Genomic DNA, 14074 nt, shown 5'->3' with positions numbered 1-14074 from the left:
TGCTTCAGCTGACGAGGCCTCGGAACCGTTCGAAGAGCAGACGGAACTCTCCAGGCGACGGAGGTTCCGGCTCCTCCGTAGCTTCAACGTCTGGGTCCTCCGGAGCATATGAGGCTACGACCTCTTCGACGAGCGCAGTTAGGTCGCTGTCATCGAGGAGAAGGACGAACTCATGTCGGGTGATGGCAGCGTCCCTGCAGCGCTGGAGGAACTTCTCTTTGTCTGTCAGTGACCTGCACAGCAGGAGACCAACTTTGCCGCGGAGCGGAGAGAACCTGCCGCAAAGCTGATCGAGCTCGGGGTTTCCGAGCTCGGAATTGTAGTTCTTGCACTCGACGAATATGTGCGAACTTGGATGGCCCTGTCGCGTAACCCACCCGAAGAAGCCGTCCGTGGAACGGTTGGTGTAGGTTATGTCGACTCGTTTCCTGGACTCATTCAAAGGGTGCTCGACGACAGGGTATGTCAACCATGGATAGAAGATTGCGCTAAGAAGGGCGTGTACCTTCTTGTGGTAAGTCGTGGCATGCTCAAGGCCGGGTGGCGTTTCAAGGACTTCCGCCAACAGTGCTTGGAAGTTCACCGGCTTTGTTCCAGTGGCGGCACTCAGCTCGTCGTGCTCCATTGGGGGAGATGGGTTCCGTCGTTTGTCTTCCTTGTAGGCACGGAATACGCCCGATCGCCCTGCGGACAGATCAACCATTTTGGCCTTGTTGCCGCCGTACTCGATCTCGATATCCATTTTTGTCACATACTTGCGTCCGCTCTTAGCGGTTTGGACGAGCTTGCTTGCGGGGTTATCTAGCTCCTCGTCTTGGAGCACAGGAGCTAGGTAATTCCTGAAGTAGTCTTCCTTGGTCAAGAGGAGGTCGTGCCGGACCACCGCCTTGGGTACCAGCAATAGAGGGGTTCCGACTGGTACCAGCATCCTGGTGTTCCCCTCTTCCCATTCACGGTTCGAAGGATTCCATACGAGGCCGCTTCGGATGCCGTCCAGCAGTGGCATGCCATACATCGATGCCATTGACTGAGTGTACGAGATGAGCATTCCACGGATTATGTTCGTGGTTACGTCGGAGACGATGTCGCGTCCGATGCCCTCTATGAACAGTGCGGTGTCCTCGAGGTCTTCAAGAAGCCCCGTTTCTGCCGCCTTGCTCACTGCTAGGTTGTTGGATATCCGTTCCACGAGGTGAGGGCCGAGGGCTCGGCCTCGCGACTTTCCCTTCGAGAGCCCGAAGTGCGTCTCATTCGGCTCCTGTAAGCGGATCAGGAGTTCGCGAAGTCGTGTCTGATCGCGGTGGTTGATGGCGTCCACCACGCTGTGGAAGAAGGTGGAGAGCATAGTGTGACACTGGCTCGACCACTCGTCCGGAAGGTTCTTAAGTGAGCTGGGATCGATGTAAACAGGCGTGTCATTTTCCACGTCGACATCGACGAAATCGAGTGTCGGCTGCGTACGGCTCAGCTTGTAGTGCTCGGACACTCGCATCGAAGCCCCCATGTTGTAGCCCAGCCCCTCCTGGGAGGGGCATGGATACCCGCAGTGAGGTTCAATCACCCGTTGGAGGCATTGACTTGGCCGGAAACAGCAGCGCCGGGGCGACGATGTTCAAGCGGCAGCTGAGCGGTCTACGCGAAGACCGCGTCCTCGTCACCAGGCCATGAGAGCGTGACACCAACTCGATTACATAGGCCGACCCATCGCGGGTCAGTCGGTGCCCGTTCCACCCACAGGATGGCGCGAACTTCGCTGTTCCGCCCCTGCAGTTGGTCCTGATAGTCCAAGATCTGGCCCAAGCCGGTGCGCAGCTGACGTGCCTCGTTCGAGAGCGTCAACGACTTGACCTCGCAGACCGTGAGATGGCCAGCGGGGGCGCGCCATGCCAGGTCGAAGTCGGGGTCAGAGGCTGTGGGAGACAAGACCTCCATGCCTCGGGCTTGGGCGGTAGCAGCGAGCTCGTTCTGGAGTCGCCGGTGGGCCTTGAGATTTCGTCCTGAGAGATCCGGGTCGGGAGGACCAGGCTGTGCGATGGCAGGTTGGACGCTCTCGTCGGCTGGTCGGTACTCGGTGCCCACGGGAACGTCCGGTGCCTGGGGTTTGGTCCCGGCCGGCACCATGTGGAACCGGATGACCTGGCGCAGGGCGCCGCCACCGGTCGGTGGGGCCTGGCCGTAGGAGTGCGGGGTGGTTGGGTCTAGGACTACTTCCCCTACGTAGCGCACGGTGCCTCGCGCGCCTTCGAAGAGGCGCAGTCGGTTTCCCGTGAGGCTGTGGTCGCGAATCGCCTTGTTGCCCTTGGTGAAGACCTGATCGCCCTTTTGGCCTTCGCCGGTGTAGTGGAAGGTCCCGTCCTCGCTCCACTCGTCGTAGTACCCGTGCTGATGGCCTGAGCGTGAATCCGTGAAGATCAGTACGTTCGGCGTGCGCCCTGACGGACAGATCCCGCCCTGGCTGCTGCCGCCGTAGCGGTCATGCAGGTCGACCCGGCGGATGGTGTCCCCAGGCTGCAGGTGCCAGTTTGGGTCTTCGCCGGTGGCGTGCTCGAGCGCACTGGTGATCAAGTCCCATTGCTGAGCGTCGAGGCGGTGCGGATTGGCGGCGAAGGGCTGCTTGCGCAGGGAGGAGTTGGAGAAGAGCGGATCGTCGATGATCTGGCTGCGCGGGATGGGGCGCTCCAGCCACTCGTCGACGACCAGCGGGACGTACCAACGAATTCCAGGGTCCTTCTTCCAGTAAGCCTCGTCAGCTGACAAGGTCTGGGTAGGCGGCCCGGTGAGGTGACCGCGGGCGACAACACCTCCGCCAGCACCGGTGATCCACAAGGCGAAGGTATCGCCGGCCGTGAGCTCATCGCGGAAGCGGCCCACGCTCCATGACTGGAGCTCCTGACCGTCACGCCGAAACTTTTCAAGATCAAAGGTGTCGAGATTGCAGGTCAGGATCCACGCAGTCACAGCATCCCCGTCAGGCAGTCGAATGACTTCAGCTGCTGACCGAGGCTACGGCACCCCACTGACACTCAGTCTTGGCCGGGACGTCGACCATGACGTGGCAGCAGTGCCTCGAGGTGGGCTTGGGTCATGTCGTCTGTGGAATAGAGGCGGGTACCTCTGGTTCCCCGGGTGGCGAGGACGCGGTAGCTGTTGAGGGCGTATCGCAGGTAGCGGTCCGGGGAGACGTCCTTGAACGCCGGATCGCGGCTCTCGTGGGGCTGGGCAACCCACTTGTCGCCTCGGCGGACGAGGTCCTTGCCGATGACGACGACGTTGTAGGCGTACTCCATGCCTTGGGCGGTGTAGATGCAGCCAACCTGTTCATGACCACCTTCGTCTGTGGCCCAAAAGGGCCGCGCCGGTACATGCGGGTGGTCGAGGTCGGGCCGCTCCATGCGCGCATTCCACGGCCGGATCCAGGTTCGAGGCCCGTCGGGCCTACTCCAGGTGATCTCGACCTCAGGGCGAAGTGGGGGTGTGTCGGGTGATTTCCAGGGCCAGCAGAAGCCCGCCGTGATCCGGGCAGTGAGACGGTTGTCCGTATGTGAACTGACCCAATCGGTGAACTGGTCGGGGTCGCCGATCACGGCGAGGTCGTAGTCCGAGCCGGACCAGGGCACGGCAGGTCCCTCCGGCTGGAGGAACTGGTCGATCCATCGGTGGTAGGCACTCGAGCCGTTGCAGCGGAACTGAGTGGTGAGGTCGATGTGGCAGAAGTACCGGCCCTGGTCACGGGCATGCCGTTCGAGTTCGTCGAGTGTGACGCCTTCCGTGGGTCGGACGATCTGCTGTTCGTCGAGGAAGAGGACGGCGACCGATGCCTGATTCAGGAGCTTCCCCAGGGTGAGCGGGAAGGCGCCGTGGCTGTAGTCGGGGTACGTGCGCGCCCGGTGGGCTTCGTCGAGCAACAGAACGCTGTTGGCCGTCACCCCAGCCGGGATGTTGTTGGTGAACGTGGCGATGAGACCACGGGACGTATCCCCAACTGTGCGTTGCAGCTGGCGGGTGAGCGTGCCGGAAGGCGACAGCAGCCGCGGGTTGGCGTTTCGCTCGCGGCAGAGATCGCCGAGTAGTCGACAAGCGATCACGGTCTTTCCGGTGCCGGGGCCTCCGGTCACGACAATCGTGCTGCGCTTCCCGTGCTCCTGCGATGCCTTGACTGCGTGCCATACCTCCTGGAGCGCCAGGTCCTGGTCACCGAGGAGCGTCAATGCATCGTTCCCCTCGATCAGGTGGCCCACCCTGGTCAGCAAGGCGGGAGAGGGGCGGTGCTCTGCGTCCAAGAAGGCCTTGACGCTTTCCTGCTCGGCCGGCCGCAATGCGGCGCATCCCATGCGCTCGGCAAGAGCTTCACGCGAGGGTTCGGCTGCGAGGTCATCACGGCCGAGCAGCGGGAACTCGGCGGCTGCCCCACGGGCTACCCCTGCCCGGAGCTGGCGGATCAGTTCAGGACCTGCATCGTGAAGCACGGTGATGCCGCGCGTCAGCAGCGGGATCTCGTCCCGAGCGACCCAGTCCTCCAGGTAGCGGACGTACCCGCGGACCTGCCGGGCAGGGTGCTGGACCGTGCGCTGGCCGATCTTTGCCATGCCTGGGCGCAATGGGGTCGTCTGGGCACTGGTCCACTGCTTGAGTTCGATCACCACGGTGCACAGCTGGCCGTCGGCGGTCTCGCCGATGACGAGTGCGTCGATGCGCTCCCCTGTGGCAGGAAGGGAGTACTCGAGGAGGACACGGAGTTCGCCCAGGCCTGCGTTGCACAGCGCAGACATGAGGGCCGGCCAGCTGCGTTTCCAGCTTCGTACCTCTTCAGGGCTCGGCGCGAAGCCGAACACCTTGATGAACCGCCGCTCGCACTCCTCGATGAACGCGGGCTGTGTGACGACCCGCGCTACCTCGGCGACTTCTCCCCCGTGAAGATGCATGGCCAGACGTATACCAGCTGTGACTGACAACTCGGCTTTGGGCTGGATGAGATCGCGACAGCATGTCAGTGGTGCCTGGTATTGCTGGGAGCATGACGATCGGATCTCTGCAGAAGTCGCTGGCCGACTTCGCCGCTGAACGCGAGTGGGAACAGTTCCATACCCCGAAGAACCTGGCCATGGCCTTGGCCGGTGAGAGCGGCGAACTCCTCGAAATCTTCCAGTGGCTGACACCTGAAGAGTCCAGCGCCGTCATGGAGGATCCCGTCCGGGCGCCGCAAGTGCGCGAGGAAATGGCCGACGTCTTCGCGTACTTGCTCAGGCTGGCCGACGTTCTCGATCTTGACCTGGAGCAGGCTCTGGTTGAGAAGATCGAGACCAACCACCGGAAGTACCCGGCGCACCTCGCACGAGGCCGGGCGGACAAGTACACACAGCTGGGGGGATGAGTCAGCCGATGCGCATCGTCATGCAGCCGGCCAGGCGCTCGAGGAAGGTCGTCAACAAGCACTACCAGGACACGATCGCGAAACCGGTGGTCTTTGACGACTACGCGCATCTGCTCGACGCCCAGGTCCTTGACCAACTCCACACGTTGTTCCCTGATGGCTCTGCCCCCATGTGGGGCGTCGCGCCAGGAAAGAACGACGCCAACGCCCCCCAGATCAAGAAGATGCGTCCGGGGGATGGGGTGGTCTTCACCGGCGACAACAAGCTCTACCTCGGTGGAACCATTGCACTGACCTGGCGCAACAAGGCCATGGCGATGAACCTATGGGAGACCGAAGACGACGGCAGCACATGGGAGTTCATGTACGCCATCTCCGGCGTGCAGGGCTTCGACATTCCCATCGCGGAAGTTCGCAAGCTTCTTGAGTGGAACGAGAAGCGGAACGTCATGGGGATCACGGTCCTCGGCGACGACGAAAGCGACACCCTCCACTCCCTCCTGACGCTCGACCCGGCGCCGGCCGCACCTGCGCCCGTCGATGAGCAGGAGGAAGAAGCGGCCATTGCCAACTTCGACGGGGAGCTGGAGCGCAAGTCTCAACGGGCCCACCGGGGCGAGCAGGCTGCCTTGAAGCGCCGTCTCCTGCCCGGCAACACGGGTGAGTGTGCCCTGTGCGGGCGCCACCTTCCCGGTGCTTTCCTCATAGGAGCCCACATCAAGAAGCGCTCGGTGTGCGACGACGCCGAGAAGCGTGACTTGGCCAACATCGCGATGCTCGCCTGCACCTTCGGCTGCGACGCCCTCTACGAGCACGGCTATATCGCGGTGGCTCCTGACGGTGTGATCCAGGTGAGTCCCCTCGCCAAGGACCTGCCTGAAGTCGCGAAGCACATCGAGGAAAGACTGGCCGGGCGGAAGGTCACCTGGTGGAACGAGGACCGGGAGAAGTACTACCAGTGGCACCGTACCCACACGTTCAAGGACAGCCCGCCGGCATGACCACATGAAGGCCAACGGCCGCTGCTCCTCCCCGACAACGGGGAGGAGCAGCGGCCGTTTCAGCGCGTTCCTGGGGGGTGGCTGGGGGGAACCAGCTTTCCCTGGGGGCTATTTGGGGGGCGCCGGAGCGATCAACGACACTGCGTCGTGAACGCTCCGAAACGCAAGAACTCCCAGGTCAGAACTAGTTCGATCAGCACTCGATGACGTTGACCGCGAGGCCTCCGCGGGCGGTCTCCTTGTACTTCACCTTCATGTCCGCGCCCGTCTCCTTCATGGTCTTGATCACCTTGTCGAGGGAGACCTTGTGGGAGCCGTCGCCGCGCATCGCCATCTTCGCGGCGGTGACCGCCTTGACCGCCGCCATGCCGTTGCGCTCGATGCACGGGATCTGGACGAGGCCGCCGACCGGGTCGCAGGTCAGGCCCAGGTTGTGCTCCATGCCGATCTCGGCCGCGTTCTCGACCTGCTCCGGGGTGCCGCCCAGGACCTCGGCGAGGGCGCCGGCCGCCATCGAGCAGGCCGAGCCGACCTCGCCCTGGCAGCCGACCTCGGCGCCGGAGATGGAGGCGTTCTCCTTGAAGAGCATGCCGATCGCGCCGGCCGCGAGGAGGAAGCGGACCACGCCGTCCTCGTCCGCGCCCGGGACGAAGTTCATGTAGTGGTGCAGGACGGCGGGGAGCACGCCCGCCGCGCCGTTGGTCGGGGCGGTGACGACACGGCCGCCGGCCGCGTTCTCCTCGTTCACCGCCATCGCGTAGATCGTGGTCCACTCGCCGCGGTGCAGCATCGGGTCGCCCTCGGCGCGCAGCTGGCGGGCCTGGGCGGCGGCGCGGCGCTTGACGCGCAGGCCGCCCGGCAGGATGCCCTCGCGGGACATGCCGCGGGATACGCAGGCCTGCATCACGCGCCAGATCTCAAGGAGACCCTCGCGGATCTCCTCCTCCGTGCGCCAGGCCTTCTCGTTCTCCAGCATCAGGGAGGAGATGGACAGGCCGGTCTCGCGGGCGAGACGGAGCATCTCGTCGCCCGAGCGGAAGGGGTACTTCAGGACGGTGTCGTCCAGCTTGATCCGGTCCTCGCCCACCGCGTCCTCGTCCACGACGAAGCCGCCGCCCACCGAGTAGTAGGTCTTCTCCAGGAGCGGGGCGCCGGCGGCGTCGTAGGCGGCGAGCGTCATGCCGTTCGCGTGGTACGGCAGCGCACGGCGGCGGTGCAGGATCAGCTGGTTGGGCTCGTCGAAGTCGATGACGTGGGCATCGCCTATCTCGGCGCCCATCAGGCGCAGCTTGCCGGTCTGCCGGATGCGCTCCACCTCGTCGTCGGCCACCTCCACGTCGACCGTACGAGGGGAGTGGCCCTCGAGGCCGAGGAGCACCGCCTTCGGGGTGCCGTGCCCGTGACCCGTGGCGCCCAGCGAACCGAAGAGCTCGGCGCGCACGGAGGCGGTCTGGGCGAGCAGACCGTCCTTCTTCAGGCGGCCGACGAACATCCGGGCCGCCCGCATCGGACCGACCGTGTGCGAGGAGGACGGGCCGATGCCGATGGAGAAGAGGTCGAAGACGGAGATTGCCACGGTGGCCGACTCCCTTGTCTGCTCGTGGGGTGTGCGAGGGGGCGTGTACCTGCTGCGTGAGCGGGTGCGTACGAGGCGTGTTTGTACGGATTGTGTCCGGCAGACGAGCCTAACGCGGACCGGCGTACGGCTCGTCCGCAGGACGGTGACCATCGGGTCACAGCTCGGCTCAGGCGGGCGTGAGCTCGCGCTCGTCCGCCGCCTGGGCGGGTACCTCGGCCGGGAGGTCCATCACGGGGTCCGGACCCGGCAGCCCCGCCATGTGGGCCCTGATACCCGAGCGTACGGCCCAGAAGTAGAAGCCGAGCGCCGAGACCGCGACCAGGGCGATGTCCACGCCGCCGGGGATGACCCCGTGGCCGCCGAACTCCGGGGAGCCGAGCGCCGACAGCGTGCCCAGCCAGAGCAGGAAGCCGATCAGCCACCAGGCCGGGGCGAACTGCTCGCGCAGATCGGCGCCCTTGCGCTTGAGGACGATCGCGGCGATCGGCGCGGCGACCAGGGTGAGGCCCACCACCTTGCCGGTGTCCGGCCACTTCGACCAGTACAGGGCGCAGGCGGCGAAGGCGAAGGTGACCGGGCACAGGATGCGGGCCGCCGGCAGCCGGAACGGGCGCGGCAGCTCCGGCTTGGTCTCGCGGAAGACTCCGACGGCGATCGGGCCGATCAGATACGAGACCACCATCGCGGCCGAGACCACGGCGCTGAGCGCCTCCCAGCTGTGGCCCACGGTGAAGAGCAGGACCAAGGCGAAGACGAGGTTCAGCCACATCGCGGGACGCGCGTTGCCGTACTTCGGGTGCACCTCGCGGATCTTCTTCGGGAAGAACCCGGACTCGGCCAGGTTCGCGGCCATGTACGAGGCCGAGGAGACATTGCCGATGTTGGCGCCCGAGGGCGAGATGAACGCGCCGAACTGGAGCATCATCACGACCCAGTGCAGCATCAGGATCTTGGCCAGGTCGGCGAAGGGCGAGGCGAAGTTGATCCCGGCCCAGCCCCCGTTCGCCGCCAGCCGCTCCGGCGGTACGGCGCCGAGGAAGGCCACCTGGAGGGCCAGGTAGATCACGAGACCGAGGGAGAGCGCGCCCACGAGGGCGAGCGGGATGGCGCGGCCCGGGTTCTTGGCGGCGCCGCCGAGGTTGACCACGGCCTGGAACCCGTTGAAGGCGAAGACCACACCGGAGGTGGTGACGGCCGTCATCACGGCCGTCCAGCCGTTCGGCGCGAAACCGCCGTGGTCGGTGAAGTTCGAGGTGTGGAACCCGGAGGCGATCAGCGCCACGACCGCGAGCACCGGGATGGCGAACTTGACCAGGGTGAGCGCGTTGTTCGCCTTGGCAAGCAGCGCCACCGACCAGTAGCAGGTCAGCCACAGCACGACGGTCAGCACGAACGCCATGCCCATGCCGGTCGTGGACAGACCGCCGTTCTCGACCAGGCCCTTGGCCCAGCCGAAGTTCCAGGACGCCATGTACTGGGTGGAGGCGATCGACTCGATCGGGATCAGGGCGGCGATCGCGATCCAGCAGGCCCAGCCGGTCATGAAGCCGAGCACTGGACCGTGCGAGATGGCGCCGAAGCGGGCCATGGAGCCGGGCAGCGGGTAGGCCGCGCCGACCTCCGCGTACGACATGGCGATCATGCCGATGAAGACGGCACCGATGACCCAGGCGATGATCGCGGCGGGGCCGGCGACCGAGGCGGCGGTGCCCGCGCCGAAGAGCCATCCGGAGCCGAAGATCGAGCCGAGCCCGATCATGATGAGGGCGAAGAGGCTGAGCCCCTTGCGGTTGCCCGCGCTCATATCCATGGGTGCGTACCGTTCTGGTGGTCGTACGAGGTCCTTATCCAGAACGTATTTGGGAACATCCGCGGACAAGTCCGCGCTTCGGCACGTATGCGGAGGCCCTAGGTCACGACGAAGGGCCCGCCCTGTGGATAACCACGGGGCGGGCCCTTCGACAGGTCGCCTTACAGCGCCGGGTACAGCGGGTGCTTCTCGGCCAGGGCCGTCACACGCGCCTTCAGCGCCGATGCGTCGTACGAGGGCTTCAGCGCCTCCGCGATGACGTCCGCGACCTCGCGGAAGTCCTCGGCGTCGAAGCCGCGCGTCGCCAGCGCCGGCGTACCGATGCGCAGACCCGAGGTGACCATCGGCGGCCGCGGGTCGTTCGGGACGGCGTTGCGGTTGACCGTGATGCCCACCTCGTGGAGGCGGTCCTCGGCCTGCTGGCCGTCGAGCTCGGAGTCGCGCAGGTCCACGAGGACCAGGTGCACGTCCGTGCCGCCGGACAGCACGTTGACGCCCGCCTCACGCGCGTCCGCGGAGGTCAGGCGCTCGGCGAGGATGCGGGCACCCTCGATCGTGTGCTCCTGGCGCTCCTTGAACTCCAGCGAGGCCGCGACCTTGAAGGAGACCGCCTTGGCCGCGATCACGTGCTCCAGGGGACCGCCCTGGAAGCCCGGGAAGACCGCCGAGTTGAGCTTCTTCGCGAAGGCCTTGTCGCGCGACAGGATGATGCCGCCGCGCGGACCGCCGAGGGTCTTGTGCGTGGTGGAGGTGACCACGTCCGCGAACGGGACGGGGTTCGGGTGCAGACCCGCCGCCACCAGACCGGCGAAGTGCGCCATGTCCACCCAGAGCAGCGCCTCGACCTCGTCCGCGATACGGCGGAACTCGGCGAAGTCCAGGTGACGCGGGTACGCCGACCAGCCGGCGATGATCACCTTCGGGCGGTGCTCCTTGGCGAGCCGCTCGACCTCGGCCATGTCGACCAGGCCGGCGTCGTCCACGTGGTACGGGACCACGTTGAACTGCTTGCCGGAGAAGTTCAGGCGCATGCCGTGGGTCAGGTGACCACCGTGCGCCAGGTCCAGGCCGAGGATCGTGTCGCCGGGCGAGGCGATCGCGAACAGCGCGGCCTGGTTGGCCGAAGCGCCCGAGTGCGGCTGCACGTTGGCGTACTCGGCGCCGAACAGCTCCTTCACCCGGTCGATCGCGATCTGCTCGGCCACGTCCACGTGCTCGCAGCCGCCGTAGTAGCGGCGGCCCGGGTAGCCCTCGGCGTACTTGTTGGTGAGGACCGAGCCCTGCGCCTCCATGACCGCGACCGGAGCGAAGTTCTCCGAGGCGATCATCTCCAGCGTGGACTGCTGGCGCTTCAGCTCGGCGTCGACCGCGGCGGCGATGTCCGGGTCGAGCTCGTGCAGCGAGGTGTTCAGAGAAGACATGTAGGTACAGGCCTCAGCTTCCGGAGAACTCGGTGTACTCGTCGGCGGACATCAGGTCGTCCTGCTCGGCGGTGGCACGCACCTTGAACAGCCAACCGCCCTCGAACGGGGCCGAGTTGACGAGCGAGGGGTCGTCCACCACGTCCTGGTTGGCCTCGACGACCTCGCCGGTGACCGGGGAGTACAGCTCGGAGACCGACTTGGTCGACTCCAGCTCGCCGCAGGACTCACCGGCCGTCACGGTCTCGCCGACCTCGGGGAGCTGCACGAAGACCACATCGCCGAGCGCGTTGGCCGCGTGCTCGGTGATGCCGACCGTCGCCACGCCGTCCTCGGCGGCCGACAGCCACTCGTGCTCCTTGCTGTACCGCAGTTCCTTGGGGTTGCTCATGGCCTGAATTCTCCTGTACGCGGGGGAGTGGGATCTCAGTGAGGTGCAGAGGGGTATACGGGAACTACTTCTGGCGCTTGTAGAACGGCAGCGCGACGACCTCGTACGGCTCGTGCGTGCCGCGGATGTCCACGCCCACGCCCTTTGTACCGGGCTCGGCGTGCGCGGCGTCCACGTACGCCATCGCGATCGGCTTGCCCAGCGTCGGGGACGGGGCGCCGGAGGTGACGGAGCCGATGACCTCGCCGTCCGCGACGACCTGCATCTCGGCGCGCGGGACGCGGCGGCCCTCGGCGATCAGGCCGACGAGCTTGCGCGGCGGGTTCTGCTCGGCGCGCTCGGCGGCGGCCCGCAGGGCCTCGCGCCCGACGAAGTCGCCCTCCTTCTCGAACTTCACGACCCGGCCCAGGCCCGCGTCGAACGGCGTGAGCGAGGTGCTCAGCTCGTGCCCGTACAGCGGCATGCCGGCCTCGAGGCGGAGGGTGTCGCGGCAGGACAGACCGCACGGAACCAGGCCGTACTCCTGGCCCGCCTCGGTCAGCGCCTGCCAGACCGTCTCGGCGTGCTCGGGCTTGAGGAAGAGCTCGAAGCCGTCCTCGCCGGTGTAGCCGGTGCGCGCGATCAGCGCGGGCACGCCCGCGACCGTGCCGGGCAGACCGGCGTAGTACTTCAGGCCGTCCAGGTCGGCGTCGGTGACCGCCTTGAGGATCGCGGGCGAGTGCGGGCCCTGCACGGCGAGCAGCGCGTAGGCGTCGCGGTCGTCGCGTACGGCGGCGTCGAAACCGGCCTGGCGCTCGGTCAGCGCGTCGAGCACGACCTGCGCGTTGGAGGCGTTGGCGACGACCATGTACTCCGTGTCGCCGAGGCGGTAGACGATCAGGTCGTCGAGGATGCCGCCGTCGGCCTGGCAGATCATGGTGTAGCGGGCGCGGCCGACACCGATCGTGCCCATGTTGCCCACGAGGGCGTAGTCGAGCAGCTTGGCGGCCTCGGGGCCGGTGACGGTGATCTCACCCATGTGGGAGAGGTCGAAGAGGCCGGCCTTCGTGCGGACGGCGTTGTGCTCGTCGCGCTCACTGCCGTACCGCAGCGGCATGTCCCAGCCGGCGAAGTCGGTCATCGTGGCGCCGAGCGACCGGTGAAGGGCGTCGAGTGCGGTGAGTCGGGGGGCGTTGCTCATCTTCAAGGGCTCCCAGGGCATGACTGGTGAGGTCGGTCCTCCCCATCTGTCATAAACCTGAGAGGTTCACCACGCCCGTCCGTAAAAGACGGTGCGGCTTGCACCTTGGGTGGAGCCGCACATCACAGCGCAGCCCGCTTTTCAGATCTGCCTCGTCCACGCGGTACGGGGCCTGAGAGATTCAAGGGAGGGACTTGCTCCTTCGGCGCCCGGACGCTTGCGTCCAGGACTCTCCCGCGTGGCTTCGAACGGCCGGTATGCAGTTGGCGCGCACATCATTGCACGTCCGCGGGAACCCGTCTGCCGCAGCGTTGCGACGGGTGGGGTCGCGATAAAGCAGACCCTTCTGTATTACCGACTCTTTACACTCGGGAGGGCAGAGTGCGAGGACGGCCTCCCGGTTTCGGAGCACACCGGAGCGGAAGAGAAGCGGAAGAGGAAGGGCGGATCCACACAGGAGGCGGTCCCCAGTCCATCGAGGGGGAGGACGATCACCGTGCGATCGCACAGCAGCGCGTACGCCACGAACGGAGTGGCGGTGCCCAAGCAGGCAGGACCGGCGAGACGGCTCGCGGTCGTGCGCGACACCGAGCGGACGGTGGTCCGCGATCTGCGCGGCCGCCCCGCTCCCGACCGGCTGGTCTTCGGCCCCGGTGACCTCGTGGTCGTCTCCGGACTGCCCGGCAGCGGCAAGACCACCCTCATCCAGCGCGCGGTGCGCGCACCCCGCCTCGACTCGCAGGACTCCCGCGACCGCTGGGCCGCCTTCATGCCGCGCTTCCTGCCGTACGCGGTCTACCGCCCCCTCGTCCGCCTCGCCCACTACGCGCGGCTGCGCCGCACGCTCCGCTCGGGCGCCGAGGCCGTCGTGCACGACTGCGGCACCCAGGCCTGGGTGCGCCGCTGGCTCGCCCGCGAGGCCCGGCGCCGCGGCACCTCGCTGCACCTGCTGCTGCTCGACGTCGACCCCTCCACCGCGCTCGCCGGCCAGCGCGACCGCGGCCGCGGCGTCTCGCGGTACGCGTTCACCCGCCACCGGGGCGCGGTGCGCCGCCTGGTCCGCGACGCGGAAGCGGGCACGCTGCCCGCGGGCTGTTCCTCCGCGGTCCTGCTGGACCGTGAATCGGCCGGGTCGCTGAGCCTGGTGGGGTTCCGTACGGCGTGAGACGGGCTGGGTTACGTACGGCGTGAGACCGGCGGAGTTGCGTACGGCGTGAGACCGGCGGGGCTGCGTACGGCCTGAGGAGCTTCGCAAGAGGTGAGCACGACCACGCCCCGCCCTGCCGTGAACGGCGGGACGGGGCGGGGGAGTTGCGGGGGC

Annotated in this window: 11 protein-coding genes and 1 riboswitch; of the genes, 3 read left to right on the top strand and 8 right to left on the bottom strand. The window is 66.6% G+C overall.

Annotated features, from left to right (window positions below):
* Nucleotides 1-4: 4 nt before the first annotated feature.
* The 3 genes from BLT97_RS07935 to BLT97_RS07925 all read right to left on the bottom strand — a co-directional run bounded on the left by BLT97_RS07935 (nucleotide 5) and on the right by BLT97_RS07925 (nucleotide 4922).
* Complete coding sequence (locus BLT97_RS07935; protein WP_093608049.1) at nucleotides 5-1486, bottom strand: hypothetical protein; 1482 nt, start codon at nucleotides 1484-1486, stop codon at nucleotides 5-7.
* A 146-nt stretch (nucleotides 1487-1632) separates the two neighbouring features.
* Entirely contained in the window at nucleotides 1633-2958 is a 1326-nt protein-coding gene (locus BLT97_RS07930; protein ID WP_176953690.1) for an SRA domain-containing endonuclease, read from the bottom strand.
* Nucleotides 2959-3023: 65 nt separating this feature from the next.
* A complete protein-coding gene (locus BLT97_RS07925; protein WP_093608047.1) occupies nucleotides 3024-4922 on the bottom strand; it encodes a DNA/RNA helicase domain-containing protein in 1899 nt (632 codons plus the stop codon).
* Nucleotides 4923-5014: 92 nt separating this feature from the next.
* Between BLT97_RS07925 and BLT97_RS07920 the strand changes: the two genes are divergently transcribed.
* Nucleotides 5015-5371, top strand: a complete 357-nt coding sequence (locus tag BLT97_RS07920) for a nucleotide pyrophosphohydrolase (RefSeq protein WP_093608345.1) — start codon at nucleotides 5015-5017, stop codon at nucleotides 5369-5371.
* Nucleotides 5372-5379: 8 nt separating this feature from the next.
* On the top strand, nucleotides 5380-6372 hold the full coding sequence (locus BLT97_RS07915; RefSeq protein WP_093608046.1) for a hypothetical protein: 993 nt from the start codon (nucleotides 5380-5382) through the stop codon (nucleotides 6370-6372).
* 193 nt (nucleotides 6373-6565) lie between these two features.
* Here BLT97_RS07915 and BLT97_RS07910 read toward each other — a convergent pair whose 3' ends face one another.
* The 5 genes from BLT97_RS07910 to gcvT form a co-directional block, all read right to left on the bottom strand.
* Nucleotides 6566-7948, bottom strand: coding sequence for an L-serine ammonia-lyase (locus BLT97_RS07910; RefSeq protein WP_093608045.1), 1383 nt, complete (start codon nucleotides 7946-7948; stop codon nucleotides 6566-6568).
* Between the two features lie 169 nt (nucleotides 7949-8117).
* Nucleotides 8118-9761 (bottom strand): APC family permease, encoded by a 1644-nt coding sequence (locus BLT97_RS07905; protein WP_093608044.1) that lies wholly within the window; start codon nucleotides 9759-9761, stop codon nucleotides 8118-8120.
* 161 nt (nucleotides 9762-9922) lie between these two features.
* A complete protein-coding gene (gene glyA / locus BLT97_RS07900; RefSeq protein ID WP_093608043.1) occupies nucleotides 9923-11182 on the bottom strand; it encodes a serine hydroxymethyltransferase in 1260 nt (419 codons plus the stop codon).
* A 13-nt stretch (nucleotides 11183-11195) separates the two neighbouring features.
* A complete protein-coding gene (gene gcvH, locus BLT97_RS07895; protein ID WP_093608042.1) occupies nucleotides 11196-11573 on the bottom strand; it encodes a glycine cleavage system protein GcvH in 378 nt (125 codons plus the stop codon).
* A gap of 64 nt (nucleotides 11574-11637) precedes the next feature.
* Nucleotides 11638-12753, bottom strand: coding sequence for a glycine cleavage system aminomethyltransferase GcvT (gene gcvT, locus BLT97_RS07890; protein WP_093608344.1), 1116 nt, complete (start codon nucleotides 12751-12753; stop codon nucleotides 11638-11640).
* Between the two features lie 151 nt (nucleotides 12754-12904).
* Nucleotides 12905-13000: riboswitch (glycine riboswitch) on the bottom strand.
* Nucleotides 13001-13243: 243 nt separating this feature from the next.
* Here gcvT and BLT97_RS07885 point away from each other — a divergent pair.
* On the top strand, nucleotides 13244-13918 hold the full coding sequence (locus BLT97_RS07885; protein WP_093608343.1) for an AAA family ATPase: 675 nt from the start codon (nucleotides 13244-13246) through the stop codon (nucleotides 13916-13918).
* Nucleotides 13919-14074 lie beyond the last annotated feature (156 nt).

The organism is Streptomyces indicus (genome assembly GCF_900100315.1).
GTDB classification, from domain to species: Bacteria; Actinomycetota; Actinomycetes; order Streptomycetales; family Streptomycetaceae; genus Streptomyces; species Streptomyces indicus.
The sequence above is the reverse complement of the archived record's forward strand: the minus strand, read 5'-3'. Positions and strand labels throughout refer to the sequence as shown.

Coding starts and splice junctions, on each gene's coding strand:
- BLT97_RS07925 (WP_093608047.1), bottom strand. CDS start 4,922: ATGCATCTTCACGGGGGAGAAGTCGCCGAGGTAGCGCGGGTCGTCACA.
- BLT97_RS07920 (WP_093608345.1), top strand. CDS start 5,015: ATGACGATCGGATCTCTGCAGAAGTCGCTGGCCGACTTCGCCGCTGAA.
- BLT97_RS07915 (WP_093608046.1), top strand. CDS start 5,380: ATGCGCATCGTCATGCAGCCGGCCAGGCGCTCGAGGAAGGTCGTCAAC.
- BLT97_RS07905 (WP_093608044.1), bottom strand. CDS start 9,761: ATGGATATGAGCGCGGGCAACCGCAAGGGGCTCAGCCTCTTCGCCCTC.
- glyA (WP_093608043.1), bottom strand. CDS start 11,182: ATGTCTTCTCTGAACACCTCGCTGCACGAGCTCGACCCGGACATCGCC.
- gcvH (WP_093608042.1), bottom strand. CDS start 11,573: ATGAGCAACCCCAAGGAACTGCGGTACAGCAAGGAGCACGAGTGGCTG.
- gcvT (WP_093608344.1), bottom strand. CDS start 12,753: ATGAGCAACGCCCCCCGACTCACCGCACTCGACGCCCTTCACCGGTCG.